The organism is Pseudanabaena sp. BC1403, assembly GCF_002914585.1.
Taxonomy (GTDB): Bacteria; Cyanobacteriota; Cyanobacteriia; order Pseudanabaenales; family Pseudanabaenaceae; genus Pseudanabaena.
The window spans coordinates 16,566-33,209 of sequence record NZ_PDDM01000019.1 but is presented as its reverse complement, the minus strand read 5'-3'; the positions used below and the strand labels follow the sequence as shown (position 1 = coordinate 33,209).

12 protein-coding genes are annotated in these 16,644 nt (G+C 43.6%); 2 read left to right on the top strand and 10 right to left on the bottom strand.

Features of this window, described 5'->3' with window-relative positions; genetic code table 11:
• Positions 1-38: 38 nt before the first annotated feature.
• The 3 genes from CQ839_RS16670 to CQ839_RS16660 all read right to left on the bottom strand — a co-directional run bounded on the left by CQ839_RS16670 (position 39) and on the right by CQ839_RS16660 (position 5,981).
• A complete protein-coding gene (locus tag CQ839_RS16670) occupies positions 39-2,270 on the bottom strand; it encodes an NADP-dependent isocitrate dehydrogenase (RefSeq protein WP_103669424.1) in 2,232 nt (743 codons plus the stop codon).
• A gap of 288 nt (positions 2,271-2,558) precedes the next feature.
• Positions 2,559-4,733 carry an SEC-C metal-binding domain-containing protein gene (locus CQ839_RS16665; protein ID WP_103669423.1) on the bottom strand — a complete coding sequence of 725 codons (2,175 nt, stop codon included), beginning with the start codon at positions 4,731-4,733 and terminating at the stop codon, positions 2,559-2,561.
• A gap of 396 nt (positions 4,734-5,129) precedes the next feature.
• Positions 5,130-5,981 (bottom strand): SDR family oxidoreductase, encoded by an 852-nt coding sequence (locus CQ839_RS16660; RefSeq protein ID WP_103669481.1) that lies wholly within the window; start codon positions 5,979-5,981, stop codon positions 5,130-5,132.
• A gap of 195 nt (positions 5,982-6,176) precedes the next feature.
• Between CQ839_RS16660 and CQ839_RS16655 the strand changes: the two genes are divergently transcribed.
• Complete coding sequence (locus CQ839_RS16655) at positions 6,177-6,566, top strand: helix-turn-helix domain-containing protein (RefSeq protein WP_103669422.1); 390 nt, start codon at positions 6,177-6,179, stop codon at positions 6,564-6,566.
• Positions 6,567-6,719: 153 nt separating this feature from the next.
• Here the strand turns inward: CQ839_RS16655 and CQ839_RS16650 are convergent, their stop codons facing one another.
• The 4 genes from CQ839_RS16650 to CQ839_RS16635 are packed head-to-tail and all read right to left on the bottom strand — an operon-like array spanning position 6,720 to position 12,313.
• Positions 6,720-8,018: an HlyD family secretion protein gene (locus CQ839_RS16650; protein ID WP_103669421.1), complete on the bottom strand. Its 1,299-nt coding sequence runs from the start codon at positions 8,016-8,018 to the stop codon at positions 6,720-6,722.
• 31 nt (positions 8,019-8,049) lie between these two features.
• On the bottom strand, positions 8,050-9,318 hold the full coding sequence (locus CQ839_RS16645; protein ID WP_258040766.1) for an ABC transporter permease: 1,269 nt from the start codon (positions 9,316-9,318) through the stop codon (positions 8,050-8,052).
• Complete coding sequence (locus CQ839_RS16640) at positions 9,228-10,334, bottom strand: ABC transporter permease (RefSeq protein WP_103669419.1); 1,107 nt, start codon at positions 10,332-10,334, stop codon at positions 9,228-9,230. Before CQ839_RS16640 ends, CQ839_RS16645 begins: the two co-directional genes overlap by 91 nt.
• Entirely contained in the window at positions 10,331-12,313 is a 1,983-nt protein-coding gene (locus tag CQ839_RS16635) for an ATP-binding cassette domain-containing protein (protein ID WP_103669418.1), read from the bottom strand. The genes CQ839_RS16640 and CQ839_RS16635 overlap by 4 nt, the downstream gene beginning before the upstream one ends.
• A gap of 363 nt (positions 12,314-12,676) precedes the next feature.
• Here CQ839_RS16635 and CQ839_RS16630 point away from each other — a divergent pair, with 363 nt between their 5' ends.
• A complete protein-coding gene (locus CQ839_RS16630) occupies positions 12,677-14,386 on the top strand; it encodes a mechanosensitive ion channel family protein (protein ID WP_103669417.1) in 1,710 nt (569 codons plus the stop codon).
• Between the two features lie 144 nt (positions 14,387-14,530).
• Here CQ839_RS16630 and CQ839_RS16625 read toward each other — a convergent pair whose 3' ends face one another.
• The 3 genes from CQ839_RS16625 to CQ839_RS25195 all read right to left on the bottom strand — a co-directional run bounded on the left by CQ839_RS16625 (position 14,531) and on the right by CQ839_RS25195 (position 16,597).
• A complete protein-coding gene (locus CQ839_RS16625) occupies positions 14,531-15,577 on the bottom strand; it encodes an AI-2E family transporter (protein ID WP_103669416.1) in 1,047 nt (348 codons plus the stop codon).
• Positions 15,578-15,989: 412 nt separating this feature from the next.
• The gene (locus tag CQ839_RS16620; RefSeq protein WP_103669415.1) at positions 15,990-16,370 is read right to left on the bottom strand and encodes a hypothetical protein; all 381 of its coding nucleotides are present in this window, start codon (positions 16,368-16,370) and stop codon (positions 15,990-15,992) included.
• The gene (locus CQ839_RS25195) at positions 16,367-16,597 is read right to left on the bottom strand and encodes a hypothetical protein (protein ID WP_103669414.1); all 231 of its coding nucleotides are present in this window, start codon (positions 16,595-16,597) and stop codon (positions 16,367-16,369) included. Before CQ839_RS25195 ends, CQ839_RS16620 begins: the two co-directional genes overlap by 4 nt.
• Positions 16,598-16,644 lie beyond the last annotated feature (47 nt).

Here is a 16,644-nt window from a genome sequence, read left to right as displayed (position 1 = left end):
TTAGCCCGCACTTGAGTGCAGGGCTTCAGCAATTGGTATCAATGGAGTGAACTAATCGCCTCATTCAGGGTCTGACTAGGGCGCATCGCTTGATTAGCCTTATCAGAATCAGCGAAATAATAGCCGCCAATATCAACGGATTGACCTTGAACAGCGCTCAATTCTTGAATAATTTGGCTTTCCTTATCCGCCAATACCTTCGCCAACTCAGCGAATTTCGACTTTAGTTCCAAATTCTGATTTTGTTCCGCTAGAGCCTGCGCCCAGTAAAGCGCGATATAGAAATGACTGCCGCGATTATCGATACCTCCAATCTTGCGGGAAGGCGATTTATCGTTATTGAGATAGAGACTGTTGGCTTGGTCTAAAGCGACCGCCAAGATCTGCGCATTCTCATTGTTGGTTTTGCGTCCGAGGTCTTCGAGCGTAACCGCGATCGCTAAAAATTCTCCAAGCGAATCCCAACGTAAATGCCCCTCTTCGAGAAACTGCTGAACGTGTTTAGGAGCAGAACCACCCGCACCCGTTTCAAACAGTCCACCACCCGCCAGCAATGGCACGATTGAAAGCATTTTGGCACTAGTGCCAAGTTCAAGAATTGGGAATAAATCCGTGAGATAGTCCCGCAACACGTTACCAGTTACGGAAATCACATTTTTACCGACTTTAATTTGTTCGCAGGTAAATTGCATCGCCGCCACAGGTGACAGGATCTGGATGTCTAGCCCTGCTGTGTCATGGTCTTGCAAATAGGTCTTGACCTTAGTAATCAGATTCGCGTCATGGGCACGATGTTCATCTAGCCAAAAAATCGTCGGATTGCCTGTGGCTCTAGCCCGATTGACAGCAAGTTTGACCCAGTCCTGAATCGGTAAGTCTTTGGTTTGACACATCCGCCAGATATCACCCTTAGCGACAGGATGCTCAATGAGGACAGTCCCAGTCTCATCACTAACGCGCACCACGCCATCCGCAGGGATTTCAAAAGTCTTATCATGGGAGCCATATTCTTCCGCTTTCTGAGCCATCAAGCCCACATTGGCGACATTGCCCATCGTGGTGACATCAAAGGCTCCATTTTCCTGACAAAATTCAACACAGGCTTGATAAATCGTGGCATAACAGCGATCGGGAATCATTGCCTTGGTGTCGTAGGGCTTGCCGTCTGAGCCCCACATCTTGCCAGAAGTCCGAATTGTCGCCGCCATTGATGCATCAATAATCACATCGCTAGGAACGTGCAGATTGGTAATTCCCTTGTCGGAATTAACCATCGCCAGACGTGGTTGCTTTTCGTAAACTGCTTCTAAATCTGCTGCGATCGCTTCTTTTTGTTCAGCAGGTAAAGATTGAATCTTGGCATAAACATCGCCCAAACCATTATTCGGTTTGATTCCCAATTGTGCAAAGACATCCGCATATTTTGCGAATACATCTTGATAATAGACCGTCACCGCATGACCAAATAGAATCGGGTCAGAGATCTTCATCATCGTCGCCTTGACATGGAGAGACAGCAAAATATCTTCTTCCTTCGCCTTAGCAATTTCTTGAGCATAAAACTCCCGCAAAGCCTTGACACTCATCACCGAAGCATCAATTACTTCGCCTTCCAATACAGGGGTTTTCTCTTTGAGAACTTGAGTGGAACCATCGGCTGTGATTAATTCAATCTTGACTACGTCAGCCTTGGGAATTACTACCGATTTCTCGCTACCGTAGAAATCGCCATCAGTCATATGCGCTACATGGGATTTGGAATCCTTTGACCATGCCCCAACGGAATGGGGATGCTTTTTGGCAAATTCTTTGACAGCGGCGGCGACACGGCGATCGCTATTACCTTCACGCAATACTGGATTAACCGCACTGCCCAACACCTTAGAATATTTCGCCTTAATCGCCTTCTCTTCCTCGGTTTGCGGATCAGCAGGATAGTTAGGGATGTTGTAACCCTTGGCTTGTAACTCTGCGATCGCAGCCGTTAACTGTGGTAGAGAGGCGCTAATATTCGGGAGCTTGATGATATAGGCGCTGGGTGATTTAGCCAAGTCTCCCAGTTCGGCAAGGGCATCAGGTTGACGTTGTGATTCGGTTAAATATTCAGCAAAATTTGCAATAATCCGCCCAGCCAGAGAAATATCTTTGAGTTCAACCTCGATGTCGGCGGCTCTCGTAAAAGCTTGAACTATGGGCAGCAGGGAATAGGTTGCTAGGGCTGGAGCTTCATCGGTAAAGGTATAGGTGATTTTTGAGGTTTGATTGCTCATAGCGATTGGGCGGATTTTTTGCGGATCTATTACAGATTAAATGATACATGGCTTAGTTAAGCTGATTCGTATCGGTTTTATCTAGAAAATAGCCTTACCCCAAAGCCCAAAACAATCAGGATTATCGGCGATCACATCAACAAGCAATCTCTTAAATGCGATCGCTATTACTGTGAGTCGTGATTTCTAGGCGATCGTATCAACAATCTATCTGCTATAGGGTTCGATGCTATCAAACACATCGCAGAGAGCTTTCGTCCGCCCGCTACCGCGACATGTTAGGCAAACTCACATTCTCCACTCTTGCTTCAGGCAGCACTTCTTGTATTTTTTGCCGCTCCCACATGGACATTTTTCATTGCGCCCTACTTTCTTCGATTGTCTAGGTTCAGGGGTAAAATTAATCTTATTTTTTCCTTTAAGGTTCTGTGGCTTGGGCAAATCTTGCACTAATTCATCTATTTCATTAGACTGAACCCATTCGTATTCTTTGTTTATACCAAATCTTAGTCTCGGAACTTTTTGCCCAATACAAATTCCAAACCATGTGCTTGCTTTTTGTGTGTACTTTCTTTGTTCACAGTGACTTTCTAAACGTGGCAATGATATAGATTCGTGATCATCATTGCAATGAATAGTCAAACCTGATCCCCCCTCGTTCATAAGAGTTAGATCATGATGTTGACCATCTTTTCTGCCTAGCTTAATTAATTCAGTGATACCATTATTTATCATCTCAATGGCATCTTCATTCAACGAGAGTAAGGTAAATCCAAGACTAATTATTGCAGAGTGTTCAAGCGTATCTATATCCCTTATTATTTGATCAAATATCGTCCCTTTGTATTTTGTTAAAATTCCCTCAGGGGTATCTGAACCGGGAACGCCATCTCGTCTTACTAGCATCGCAACATCAAGATAAACGCATATATCATCACCAAGCACCAGCATTGTATGCTCAGCATCCACCCACAAATTCTGCTTCAAATGACAAGAAAGAATGGTTAACTCATGAGTGGAGATAATTTTTTCGCCATAAGATGTTCGTCTATTTACATAACTCAAGAAATGTAAGGGCGACTGCAACATCTCTGTCATTACATCAAGCAAAAAAACATCCATTACAAATGGAGGCTTGATATTTTCAGTTTCCTCGAATTTCAAAAACTGCCCTGCTTGGAACGAGAGAGCTGGATAATGCTCAGAAACCACACAAAAAGGATAAATTTCCTTGTACTTTCGATTAATATTTAGCTCATTTCCGCTCTTATCAATAAGCTTATATTTTTTTTCGTTTAATAGAGTGGCGCACCACAGATAAGCCTGATCGTATGCCTCCTGAATAGCTTTCTTAAAATCAGACTGTAAGCTGTTATCGTTACCTTTACGTGAAGCAATAGTCAGCTTCTTTGACTTCGCCTGTAGAATTATTGCTCTGTCGGCAAAGACGACCAATACATCAATTTCACCAGCCTTGACTTTAGAATTGTAGATATCTATATTTGTAAATACACGATCCTCACCAAATACAAGCTTCAATCTCTCAGCAGAAAAGTTTTCAGTAAATTCACCTCTATGCTGCATCGCCATAGAACGATAGGCTGCATCATCGTTAAACCAAAAAAACGGTGTTTCATATAATGCCTGCACCAAACTATAAATTTGAAATAATAAATATTCATCCCCTGGTAGTCGAATAACTGGATAGGCATTTAGAGGATTAAAGTCATCTAGGGAGTTGAATTCATCAATGCTAATGGATGCTACGAATGATTCAATAACAGATTTTACGGTATCAATTGCAATATTTGAGATGTCACTAATTTCTTGTGCAGTAAACTGATATACTGGAAGAAAAGTCCATTCGCTAGGATCTTTATCAGAGATTTCTCGCACTACGTTATTAGTTTTATAGTTTTGTAGCGATTGCAATGATGTCACGACATCAATTATTTGCTGAATAGAAAATCCTTTATTCCTCAAGAACCAATCGTTATCTTTCTCGTATTTTATCTTTGAAAGGTCTCTGTATTGAAAATCATATGCACTTTCTCCACTGTAAAAAATCGCCTCTCTCAAGACTAAGCCATCTCTAAATGGATTGAAATTCTGATCCCACACTTTACTTGGATCAAATATGTATTCTATTGACGGCTTCATAGACTCATGAATTTCTTTCAGCAAAGAATCAGTCTTGTCAATGTATCTTTTGATTGCTTCATTCGATGGCAAGTCTATATTTAGTTGTTCTTTGCAAGCAAGCCCTATAAGAGTTGATATTTCAGTTCTCACCAAAAAATCCGAGTGTCGCTGAAGCATGTCCTCTGGAGTTAAAGTATCAGCATATCTAATTGTGTCGTTCTGATAGCAAAGGTATGCAATTGCATGAAGGTATCCTGGAGAAGCGCATATTTCAGCTAACTCCGAAAAAATCTCAGATTCTTTTCTGGCTGCCTCTCTCATAAATGCTTGCTCCAATACTAGGTTTTTTGAGCGCCTAACTATGTATTATTTTGTAAATCACAGAATAAATACTCATGCAGGGTGAATATCACATAAATTATTAGATAAAGCAATTAATAAGTGTAATAACAAGATTTTTGCAGAGTAGCATCCCCTACAAGATCGGCGATCTCAGGGGAGCAATGTATTGCGATCGATATTAATGTAAGTTGTGATTTCTAGGTGATCGCATCAACAATCCATTTCTTGAAGGCGATCGCTATTACTATGAGTCGTGATTTTTAGGCGATCGCACCAACAATCTATCTCCTAAAGGCGATCGCTAATACTGTGAGTCGTGATTTCTAGGCGATCGCAAGAACAATCTATCTCTTAAACACGATCGCCTAGAACTTGTTATGTGGTTAGCGAAGCTTTAATTGATTCGCTAAGGGGAGTAGTTGGGCGACCTATTAATTGACTCAAGGTTTTACTGTCGTCAAACAATCCTCCTTTTGAGGCTCCCGTATCCGATTCCGCTAGCATCAAGGCAAGTGGCTGAGGTAAACCAGCATCTTGTAACGCACGACTATAGTCGTCTTGACTTAGATTCTGATACTGAACAGTCTTCCCAGACTGCCTACTAAGTTCAGCCGCAAACTCGCTCAAAGTATATGCCTCATCGCCTGCTAATTCATACACCTTGTCAGTGCGATCGCTTGTCAATAAAACAGCAGCAGCGGCGGCATAATCTGCACGAGTTGCTGAGGCAATTTTACCTTCACCCGCACAGCCAAGTAAAACACCATATTCAAGGGCTGCCGCAATACCAGCAGTATAATTTTCTGTATACCAGCCATGACGCAAGATAACATGGGGCAACCCAGACTCTTGGAGGAGAATCTCCGTCTGTTGATGTTCGGCAGCCAATGGCAAGGGGCTACTGTCGGCGTGCAGGAGGCTGGTATAAGCTAGCAATTTTACATCGGTATTTTTACAAGCGTCGATCACGTTTGCATGTTGAGGAACGCGGCTACCGACTTCACTGCCAGAAATTAGCAACACTTTTTCGGCATCCGTAAAAGCCGCCTCCAGAGTATCGGGGCGATTGTAATCAATCAGCCGAACTTGCACACCCAAGCTGGCAAAATCCGCGACCTTTTGTGGACTTCGGACTGCGGCTACCAATTCATTAGCAGGAACTGACTTTAAAAGTTCTTTCAGGATCAATTGCCCTAACATTCCTGATGCGCCTGTAATAACAATCATCGTTTGACCTCTTTGCTGTTTGTTTTGATGACATAAAGCAAAATTTGCTCGAACCTGCCACAATAAGAGTCACAGGGCAAAGCCCCGCAATGGGTTTTCTATTCTTATTTGTGGCGGTTTGGAAAGCAAATTGCTGTAAATTCAATATAGTGCTATACACTAACTTTTGGTAAGTACCTACAAAAAGGTAAGTATATGAATCCTCCCAGTAATCGTCAAAATACTTTGACAGAACGCCTTGAGAAAGGCGATCTTTTTGCTCAACCCTGCCCTTCTCGGGGAATCCTCAAGCATGTTTGCAGTCAGTGGGGTGTACTCTGTCTAATGACCCTTCGCCAAGGCACGCATCGATTTAGTGAGTTGAGACGAAAAATCGGGGGCGTTAGTGAGAAAATGCTCGCCCAAAGCTTGCAAACCTTAGCAGAAGATGGTTTTGTCCTGCGAGTGTCTCACCCTGTTGTGCCACCCTTTGTCGAGTACAGCCTCACGCCTATGGGAGAAGAGGTTGCCGAGCATGTTGCCACTTTGACTGATTGGATTGAAGTAAATCTACCAAGGGTGCTGAACGCCAGAGATAGACTATAGCAAGGGTTTTAAAATTTAAAATGGCTATGCTGTGAGTCGTGAGTTATGGGAGATCGCATCAACCATCCATTTCCTAAAGGCGATCGCTAGTACTACGAGTCGTGATTGCTAGGCGATCGCAAATATTAATGGGAATCTTAAATTTTTTCAAAACTACTTCAACTCGATTTCAGCATCGACGGGCATACCGATTTTAGCGAATCCATTGGAATCATCGATCGCTAGTTTTACTCCAAATACCTGCTGTGTCCGATCGCGTTTGAAATAGACATTTTCGGGGGTAAACGAAGCTTTGGCATCGATCGCCGTTACTGTGGCTTTGAGGGGATTTTTGCGATCGTGATCGGCATCGAGGAATACTAGTGCTGATTGACCGACGCGGATTTTGCCAACATCACCTTCAGGAATGAATCCGCGCATATAGACAGACTTGAGATCGACAATCCGTAAGAGCGGACGAGTTGGTAATACGACCGTACCGAGTTCGATACTGCGAACTGTAACTACGCCGTTAATGGGACTGTTGACGGTGAGATTATTCAATCGACTTTGGATTAATTGGCGATTGGCTTCGGCGGTTTTGACATCGGCTTGAGCTACAGCCAAAAGACTGCGGGCTTGGTCAGATTGGGCTTGGAGTCTGGCGACTTGAGTGGATTGGCGAGCGGGATTGAGCGTGGTGGTTTGAGCTTGTTGCAATTTGCCTCTTGCGATGCCAACGGACTGACGGGCAGCTTCCACGGCTTTTTCACGACTATATACTGCTGCTAATGCCGTGTTGTAGGCAGTTTTGGCGAGGTCATAGCGTTGGGCAGTTTCCGCACCTTCTTTCGCAAGTTGAGCATAGCGATCGCGATCGACTCTAGTTTGCTCTAATAGTGCTTTTGCCTCTTCCACCCTTGCCTGTTCTTGAGCGACAAAGGCTTCGGCAGTGGAGATCAATCCCTTGGCTTCAGCGATTTTGCCTTGGCTATCGCCTTCAGATTGCAGTACACCCAAACTGGCATCAGCAAGTTGATTTTCGATCACCGAAATCTGTAACTCGGCTTCGAGCGCTCGTTTTTGAGCGGCAACTACCTGTGAGGAAGCGGCTTGAAGTTCAGAGCGAATTTCGGCATCATCGAGGCGGACTAATAACTGTCCTTTGGTGACATTATCGCCTTCTCTGACGGTGACTTCTTCCACTCTCCCAGAGGATTTGGTGCTGACATCGGTTTCATAGCCTTCAATGCGTCCACTAAAGCCGATCGCATTTTGAGTTTGCGGACGGAAGATATACCAACTACCTACGCCGATAATCGCGATCGCACCTAACCCTAGAGCAATTCCTAGCCATTGTGGGTGCGATTTTGGCGATGGAATGTTTTCAGTTACGGGTGGCTGCACGATGGTGTTGCTTTTCTCAATCGCAGGATCGTGAGTTGATGATGGGGTCAAATTAAGCTCTGTCATGGGATTATTCCTCCTTCAAATTGGGAAATGTTTAGGTAAGCTGCTTACGATATTGACTAGCACTGACAAATAGAATCGCGGCGGCAAAGGCGAGTAGGGCGATCGCATTTCCCCAGACAACTTCTAGACCCACACCTTTGAGCAGGATGCCGCGTACAATTACCAGATAGTGATAGAGGGGATTGAACTCCGCCACATAGCGAAAGAAGAGAGGCATACTGTTGATTGCGGTCAATGCTCCCGACAGAAGAATCAGAGGAATATTCAGAAAGAAGCCAATCAGAATCGTTTGTAATTTGTTTTTGGAGAGGGTGGAAATGGTCAGCCCAATGCCCACACCGATTTGGATGTAGAGCATAGAAACTAGCAGGAATAGCAGAAAATTACCGCGAAAGGGAATTTGAAATACAAAATGACTGGTGGCAAAACAGACGAGCAATGTACCAGTTAATAAAATGGAAATTGGCAAGATCTTAGAAATCAAAATGGAAGTGGAGGCAACAGGAGTCATGAGTAGCTGCTCCAATGTACCTTGATCCTTTTCGCGGACTGCCTCCACAGCAGCAGCTAGAGTACAACTGAGTGTCATTATTGTGCCAATTACTCCAGGCACAAAGAACCAACTATCAACCAATCCAGGATTGTAACGGAAGGTCATTTGCGGTTGACTTAGTTGAGCGGGATCGATGAAGGCGATCGCTTGTTTATCCAACAGGAGATTGGCATTAAAGTTAGCAACGATTTGGGCGATATATCCTTTGGCTAAACCTGACGCATAGGCATTAATTCCATCAATGACGACTTGGACTTCCGCACTTCCCGTTTGCAATAGATCACGGCTGAAGTTGGGCGGGATTACCAGTCCCGCATCGGCTTTGCCCTGTCCAACTTGCTGGGATAGTTGGGATTGACTATCGGTGTGATAAGTTGGCAAAAATACGCGATTGGCGGTAAAGGCATCGGTTAACTCGCGGCTGATGGTGACTTTGTTTTGATCGAGGATACTCAGCTTTAAATTGGCAACATCAGAGTTGAGGACATAACCGAATATGATCATTGTAATAATCGGCGCGATCGTTAGAAATCCTACTAACTGACGATTGCGAAGTAGTTCCGTCGTTTCCTTAATCAATAACGCCCTGAGGCGACGATCCCATAAATGTGCCCATAGACGATCTAATCCAAAAATAAACATCATAGAGAAATCCTTCAATCGGATAATTGCATTCGGCGCATTCCTAACCAAGCCAAACCAAACTCCGCGATCGCTAATAGCGTCATGGCGAGGAGTAAATGCCATGTGCCAGCCCAGCCAGATCCACGTACAAAGGCATCGCGACAAAGCTCGATATAGTAGCGGGCAGGTACGGCATAGGACACAATCGAGAAGGGGAATGGCACAGTATTGAGAGGAAATAGGAATCCTGCTAAGAGAAAAGCTGTCAAAACCTTGATCGTGCCAATGCCCTGCACCGCCGCACTTTGGGTTGAGGTAAAAATAGCGATCGCTAAACCTAACTGCACCCCTGCCATCAAAAATATGGGTGTGCCGATAATCAGAGGGATGGGATCGCCAGCAAAGCCCACGCCAAAGAGAATATAGCCACTGAGGATTAGAATAATCGCTTCACCAAGCCCTACCAACACATAGGCAAGGGTTTTGCCCAATAGTAATTCGGCGGCTCCAAGGCTCGTGGCATAGAGTTGCAGAATTGTGCCTTGTTCCTTTTCACGGACGAGGGCGATCGCAATTAACAAGGGCGGAAATAATGCCAGAATTACGCCGTAGGCTCCAGGGACAATAAAGAGGGATTCTTGTCGGCCGGGGTTAAACCAGAGGCGCACCTGTGCAACAACCCCGATCGCCTTGGACTCCAAACCCGTGACTGCTTGCAGCCACGACTGACTAACACCCGCAATGCTGAGTTTAATCACCCTTGCATTCACCACGTCACTACCATCAACCACCACTTGCAGATTCGTACCCCGACCTGAAATGGCATCATTGGCAAATCCTAGGGGGATCGTAATTTGAGCTATCGCCGTACCGCGATCGAGTCCATCGGGAAAAGAGGCGCTATGAAATGGTGCGGCAATAAACTGATTGGTGGCATAGAGGCGCTCAATAAAGCCACGACTGAGCGAGGTTTGATCGAAGTCCTGAATTGCAAGGGGAATATTTTTGGCTTCTAAACGGATCGCATAGCCGATGATCAGCAATGCGGCGAAGGGCAAAATAAACGCGAGGGCAACTCCTAAGCGATCGCGCCGAAATTGTTCCAATTCCTTAAGACATTGATTCATTACTCGATTCATGGCGGCGCTCCTCCTGCCCTTTGCACTTCACCAATAAAGGCATCTTCTAAGGAAAAAGGAATAATCTGCATATCGTGAATCTCCAGATTTGCTGAATGCATCAGCGATCGCAATTGCAGAATTTCGCGATCGGGTTCGTCTAAAACCACATGGAGGCGATCGCCAAAAATGGATATGCGCCAAGGCTCAAACTGGGTGCGTAATAGTTCATAACTGTCTTGTACCTGTGCAACACCAATCTCAAATAGTTGTCCGACTTGCGCCGCCTTAATCTCACTTGCTGAGCCTTCAGCAACCTTCCGTCCCGAAACCATAAAACACATACGATTGCATTGTTCGGCTTCATTCATATAGTGTGTCGTCACTAATATTGCTGTACCATTGCGGGCGAAGTCATTAATCAATTGCCAGAACTGTTTTCTCGCCAATACATCCACGCCAGAGGTCGGTTCATCCAAAAACAAAATTTCTGGTTCATGCATCACCGATGCACCAAAGGCAACCCGCTGTTTCCATCCCCCAGGTAAACTGCCCGTCATCAGTTTTTCCTGTCCTTCCAATCCACAAATCTCCAATACCCAAGCAATTTTCTGGCGTTGTTGCCTTGGTGGAATTCCATAAACGCCGCTATAAAATTCAAGATTTTCGATAATCGTCAAATCATCATAGAGCGTAAACTTTTGACTCATATAGCCAATACGTTGGCGCAAATCAGCACTGCGTAAATTGCCCTTCTCTCCACCCAAGGAAATCTCACCAGAGCTTATTGGCAATAAACCACAGAGCATTTTGATCGCTGTTGTTTTTCCTGCTCCATTGGCTCCGAGTAGTCCATAGACCTCACCATAGCGAATCTCTAAATTGAGATTTTGCACAGCGCGAAAGTTGCCAAAAGTACGATTAAGCTGCCGTGCATGGATGGCGATCGCTGCATCAGCAGGATTGGTGATCTGCTCAACCAGTCGCTGTCGTGGAAAGACCACGAACTTAGGGATCGCGCCCTGACTACGAATCAGATTCATAAATACATTTTCTAAGGTTGGTTCCGATTGGCGAATGGTGGGATCGGGAATTTGTGCCGCAGCAAAAAGCGATCGCACTTCCGCTTCTCCCATCTCTGGTTCACGCACTAACACATCAATGCGATCGCCTAAAACCTGAACATCGACAATTTGGCTACTAGTATTGCCATCAGAAGATTCCACCACATCCAATAGTAAGCGATCGGCTTTCGCTAATTCCGATGTATAAATTTCTAGACGGTGAAGATTGAGAGCATCCTTTAACTGCTTAGGAGTTCCCATCTGTTTGATCTGACCGTCGTATAACAAAGCAATGCGATCGCAGCGTTCGGCTTCATCTAAATCAGGTGTCGCCACGATAATGGTGATCCCCTGCGCGGTCAACCCTGCCAAAATATCCCAAAACTCCCGCCTTGCGACCGTATCAACTCCCGTAGTTGGCTCATCAAGAAGTAACACTTTCGGTTCCGAAATCAACGCACAACAAAGGGCTAACTTCTGTTTCATGCCACCAGACAGCTTTCCCGCAAGGCGATCGCCAAAGCGATCGAGTTGCATCAGTTTCAGATATTTCTGACGTTGTTGCTGAAATCGGCGATCGCTAACTTGGCGGAGACTGGCACTATAGCGCAGATTCTCATCGACACTCAAATCCAAATACAGTGAAAATTGCTGAGTTAAGTAACCAATTGAATTGCGGACTTTTCGCGGAGTTTGACCAAGGATTTGGACTTTGCCTGCGGTAGCTTCCATTACGCCACCGAGAATATGGAAGATTGTCGTTTTGCCTGCTCCATCAGGTCCAATCAAACCAAAGAGTTCGCCACGATTGATATCCAGATCAATGCCGCGCACAGCCGCAGTTTTGCCATAATGCTTGTACAGTCCCTGTATGTGGATCGGAGGTAATTCCTGTGACAAAGCGATCGAGTTACTTTGGGTATAGATAGACACCATAAGTGAAACTCTACGAATTTATGCGATTATCATACTCCTCAAAACTCTTGCCTGAGCCTTTTTGGGGATTTTCTTGACTTTACTTTACATGATTTGGAAGATATTCCCATGATTAGCTTATTGAACAAGTATAATTGATTGCAGATATGACAACAAAAGTTAAGCAAAGTTCTGTATTGATTGCCAAAATTTAGCTAGAGTCAAATATAAATCATAAAAATAATTCGCTCTATGCCATTAATAATCATTAGGAATGAAAATTTATTAAAACCCAAAATTGGTTGGGGCGGCTTCGCCGCCCCAACCAATTTTGGGTTTTAATTGCATAAGTTATTTATTTTCCATTCCTTAATAATCGCCCTTATGAATAATCGTCAAAATCAAATCAAAATAAGCTTTTGGGGAAAGCAGTTTCGTAATGCTGGTCTATTGATTATTCTCTTAGTTAGCGCGATCGCCCTATCCCTATTCTTAAATTCTACTCCGATCGCATGGGGACAATCTGAACTATTAAACTTAAACAAACTGATATCTGGACGCTATAATTCCAATTCCAATATTGCCAATGTTGATAGCGCACCTGTTAAATTAGATGGTTATCAATTGTTCCTGCTGGCGGCTCCCTCAGTTAACCAAAAGTTTCCCCTTGAGCAACGAGTAAAAGGGATTGAGGAAGAACTAAATCGTGTGGCTAATAGCAATTTTGATCCTAATACCTTGCAAGTAACAACGAGTCTTGATGAAAAAAGTGATCAATCTGTAATTAACATTGACAATCGATATTTAATGACTGTCACCACCCTTGATGCTCAAATACATGGAGGAGATCCGATTCAATGGGCTAATTCTCTAACGCGAATTATCGGTGATGCATTGATTAGAGCGCATCAGGAACGTCAACCAACATTCCTACGCGATCGCAGTTTATCAGCATTAGGACTTTTTATTGCGGCAATTGCGACTAATCGCCTGATTACAAAATTGGAAAAATATTTAAAAAAACGCAAGCAAGTAGTGGAATCGCAAATTGATGATCAATTAGATGCAAAACTTGATGTAGTCCCCCTTAACGAATTGCAGCAACAACTATCTCTGAAGCAACAGTTTAATCTCGACGATCTCCAGCAGCGAATCTTGCAAATTGTGCAAATCGGGATTATCGGAAGCAGTGTTTTTGTGATTTTAGGGTTATTCCCTTGTACGCGCTGGCTCCAATCTTTTATTATCTCAACGCCTCTGCAAGTATTAGGAATTATCTTAGTCGCCTATGTCTTAATCCGTATTAGTAATCTTCTAATTGCTCGCTTTGCGATGATTATCAAAGAGAAGGATTTTATGATGTTGAAACCCTCTCAACGCTTGGAATTAAGAGTATCTACAATCACTCAAGTTTTAACAAATGTCGTCGCTATTTTTTGGGTTTGCGCTGCAAGTTTGATGGCACTATCTGTAATTGGAGTTGACTTAATCCCTCTACTAGCAGGTGCGGGAATTGTCGGCTTAGCGATTTCATTTGCAGCACAAGGATTGATTAAAGATATCATCAATGGATTTTTGATTATTTTAGAAGATCAATATGCGGTCGGTGATGTAATTATGGTGGGAACTTTAGGCGGTTTAGTCGAAAAAATGAATCTACGGATTACCCAAATTCGCAATAATGAAGGACAGCTAATTACTATTCCTAACAGCGCGATCTCGATCGTTCAGAATTTATCGAAGGACTGGGCAAGAGTCGATCTCACGATCCAAATATCCTATGAAACTGATCCCGATCGCGCCTTTGCAGTTTTACAAAAATTATCTCAGGAAATTTATGCTGAACCTGAATGGCGATCGAAAATTTTAGAACTGCCAGAAGTCTTAGGTATTGACGAGCTTCAACATTCAGGAATGTTGATCCGCATTTGGATCAAGACTCAACCGCTTCAGCAATGGGCTGTTGGTCGAGAGTTTCGCCGCCGCCTGCAAATGGTAATGCAAAAAGAAGGAATTGCGATCGGTATACCCCGTCAAGCACTTTTGCTAAATAAAGAGTTTAATCAAGATAGTTTCAAGGGCATCTCATCATGAATTATTTTCAGCGTTTTAAATTGTCCGATCTTTTTTTTTTGGATTATTTATGAGTCGTGATTTCTAGACGATCGCATTAACGATATATCTTCTAAAGGCGATCGCTATTACTATGAGTCCTGATTTTTAGGTGGAATGATTTTGCTATTGTTCGACAATTTCCTCTGGAACTTCTTCCAAAACTGGATTTGGTTCTGCTTTGGCTGATCTCATCCATGCGGCAATCATACCAGCGATCGGAATGGCAAGAAAAACGCCCAATAATCCAGCCATTCGTTCGCCAATAAACAGCGATAGAAATAGCAGCACAGGATTTAACTCTAGGACATTGCCCATTACTTTCGGTTGCACTACGTTATCCTGAATTTGACCTAACACGATGCTGGCAATCAACACTCTTAAGGCGATCTCACTTCCTTGGGAGGCTAAGACTAAAAGGGTAACTAGCGTAATTCCCAAGGTGGCTCCAATGCCGGGGATCAAATCGATTAAGCCAAGAACGATCGCCAAAAACAGGGCATAGTTCACCCCCAAAAATGGAAAAATTAGCAAGGAGGAGCCAGAGAGAAACAGCATCAACAGCAGTTGTCCGCGTAAAAATCCGATAAAACTTTGCTGAAAGGTTTTAGCAAAGCGATCGCGGTAGGCGACTGGCAATAGCCGCAGCGATAATTTCCACAGCTTTTCACCGTCAATCAGCATATACAAGCTGATAACCGCCCAAAAAACCCCGATCAAGACGCTAGAAAAGATACTTTTAACGACTCCTAAACCAGATGCTAAACTCGTTTGGAGCGTTTCTATTACTTGTCTAATATCCAGTTGCTTGAGGGAATCCAAAAATGGTAAAAGATCTGGCTGGTTCAACGTATTTCTAATCTGGGTTAGCAAACTCTGTCCCTGATTTAACACTTCCAGACCAATCAGCATGGCTAAACCAAGCAATAAAGTGACTGCCCCGATAAAGGTGACTGTAATTGCCAGTTTTCTGGGCATATAAAGCGATAGCCAGACCACAGGATAATTTAGTAGCACCGCAAAGATACTGGCTGCGGTGAAGAGGGCGATCGTAGTATAAAAATAATTAATCAGCAACACCGTAGCCCAACTACAGCCAAACAGCAGCAGAAAGCGTAGAAGGGCTGAGTTACTAAGGATTTGCCACGGGTTGGAAGATGACTTCTGGCTCATAGTATATGATGTGTGAATAGATTTAAATATCTCAGACTGACCTTCTAGGTTCCCAAAACATCAAATTTCCAAACAATATCTGACCTACCTTTGAAATCCCTTTCATATAAAAACAACAAACCTTCGCAGTTATTCTGTTGCAACTTATAGCTGTCAGCAGTTCGCCATTGTTCGATTAAAGGGGAGAAGTTAATATTTTTCACTTATACCAAAGCTTTAAGTGTGAAAGGCGATCGCTTGATTTCTTGAGTGAGTTGATTGAATACGCTACAAAATGTAACTGAATGAATAGAATCAAACTTAAATAGCTCGTTGAGAGAATTTATATTTACCCAAAGTTTCTGCTCCCCTATAGCAAAGTTATCGAGATCGCCTCAACAATCTATCTCCTAAAAAGGATTGAAATGCCTCCTTATGATTTAGCGTCACGGGCATATGCCTTCCACGTTATCAAAGAACCAATTGCAAATAGGATACATTCGACAATCATGAAGAAGAGTGAATTCGTGTTACCAGTGGCAAGTCGATAGAAACTAGCAGCGAACATTCGGAACAGTCCGAGAGCCAGCAAGAACCAGCCACAGATTGTAATCAATAGAGTCCAGTCACGTTGCCATAGGTTATGCGATCGCACAATAGCCAAACCCGCAATGAACATGAGAACTCCAGAGAGGTAGACGACTGGTGGAATCTGTTCTTCGTAGAGATGCGGTTGAATAAGCGGAAACTCTGAAGCACCTATTACCATTAGGGTTGGTCCCAGCAGTTCTCCTATATGCTTTGAGTTGGTCATGCCTCACCTCTCGATCCTGATTGGACTAAAAAACGATATTTACCCAGAGTTTCTGTTCCCCATAACCAAGTTATTGCGATCGCTGTAATCGCTAATAAAACAGCAAAGATAAACGGGTCATAATGCGAACCGTTACTTGGGAATAGATACGGACTTATATTATTCATGGAATGAAAGAGAATCATCGCAAAAACACTTTTATTAGTATTGTTGAAAATCCAAACCATAATTGTTCGCAAAAAAACTGTGCCGATACATTGCCAAAATATCCATA

What these genes read in the sequence shown, in the direction of transcription:
- CQ839_RS16670 (WP_103669424.1), bottom strand. Translation starts at nt 2,270, where the DNA reads ATGAGCAATCAAACCTCAAAAATCACCTATACCTTTACCGATGAAGCT.
- CQ839_RS16665 (WP_103669423.1), bottom strand. Translation starts at nt 4,733, where the DNA reads ATGAGAGAGGCAGCCAGAAAAGAATCTGAGATTTTTTCGGAGTTAGCT.
- CQ839_RS16660 (WP_103669481.1), bottom strand. Translation starts at nt 5,981, where the DNA reads ATGATTGTTATTACAGGCGCATCAGGAATGTTAGGGCAATTGATCCTG.
- CQ839_RS16655 (WP_103669422.1), top strand. Translation starts at nt 6,177, where the DNA reads ATGAATCCTCCCAGTAATCGTCAAAATACTTTGACAGAACGCCTTGAG.
- CQ839_RS16650 (WP_103669421.1), bottom strand. Translation starts at nt 8,018, where the DNA reads ATGACAGAGCTTAATTTGACCCCATCATCAACTCACGATCCTGCGATT.
- CQ839_RS16645 (WP_258040766.1), bottom strand. Translation starts at nt 9,318, where the DNA reads ATGGCATTTACTCCTCGCCATGACGCTATTAGCGATCGCGGAGTTTGG.
- CQ839_RS16640 (WP_103669419.1), bottom strand. Translation starts at nt 10,334, where the DNA reads ATGAATCGAGTAATGAATCAATGTCTTAAGGAATTGGAACAATTTCGG.
- CQ839_RS16635 (WP_103669418.1), bottom strand. Translation starts at nt 12,313, where the DNA reads ATGGTGTCTATCTATACCCAAAGTAACTCGATCGCTTTGTCACAGGAA.
- CQ839_RS16630 (WP_103669417.1), top strand. Translation starts at nt 12,677, where the DNA reads ATGAATAATCGTCAAAATCAAATCAAAATAAGCTTTTGGGGAAAGCAG.
- CQ839_RS16625 (WP_103669416.1), bottom strand. Translation starts at nt 15,577, where the DNA reads ATGAGCCAGAAGTCATCTTCCAACCCGTGGCAAATCCTTAGTAACTCA.
- CQ839_RS16620 (WP_103669415.1), bottom strand. Translation starts at nt 16,370, where the DNA reads ATGACCAACTCAAAGCATATAGGAGAACTGCTGGGACCAACCCTAATG.
- CQ839_RS25195 (WP_103669414.1), bottom strand. Translation starts at nt 16,597, where the DNA reads ATGGTTTGGATTTTCAACAATACTAATAAAAGTGTTTTTGCGATGATT.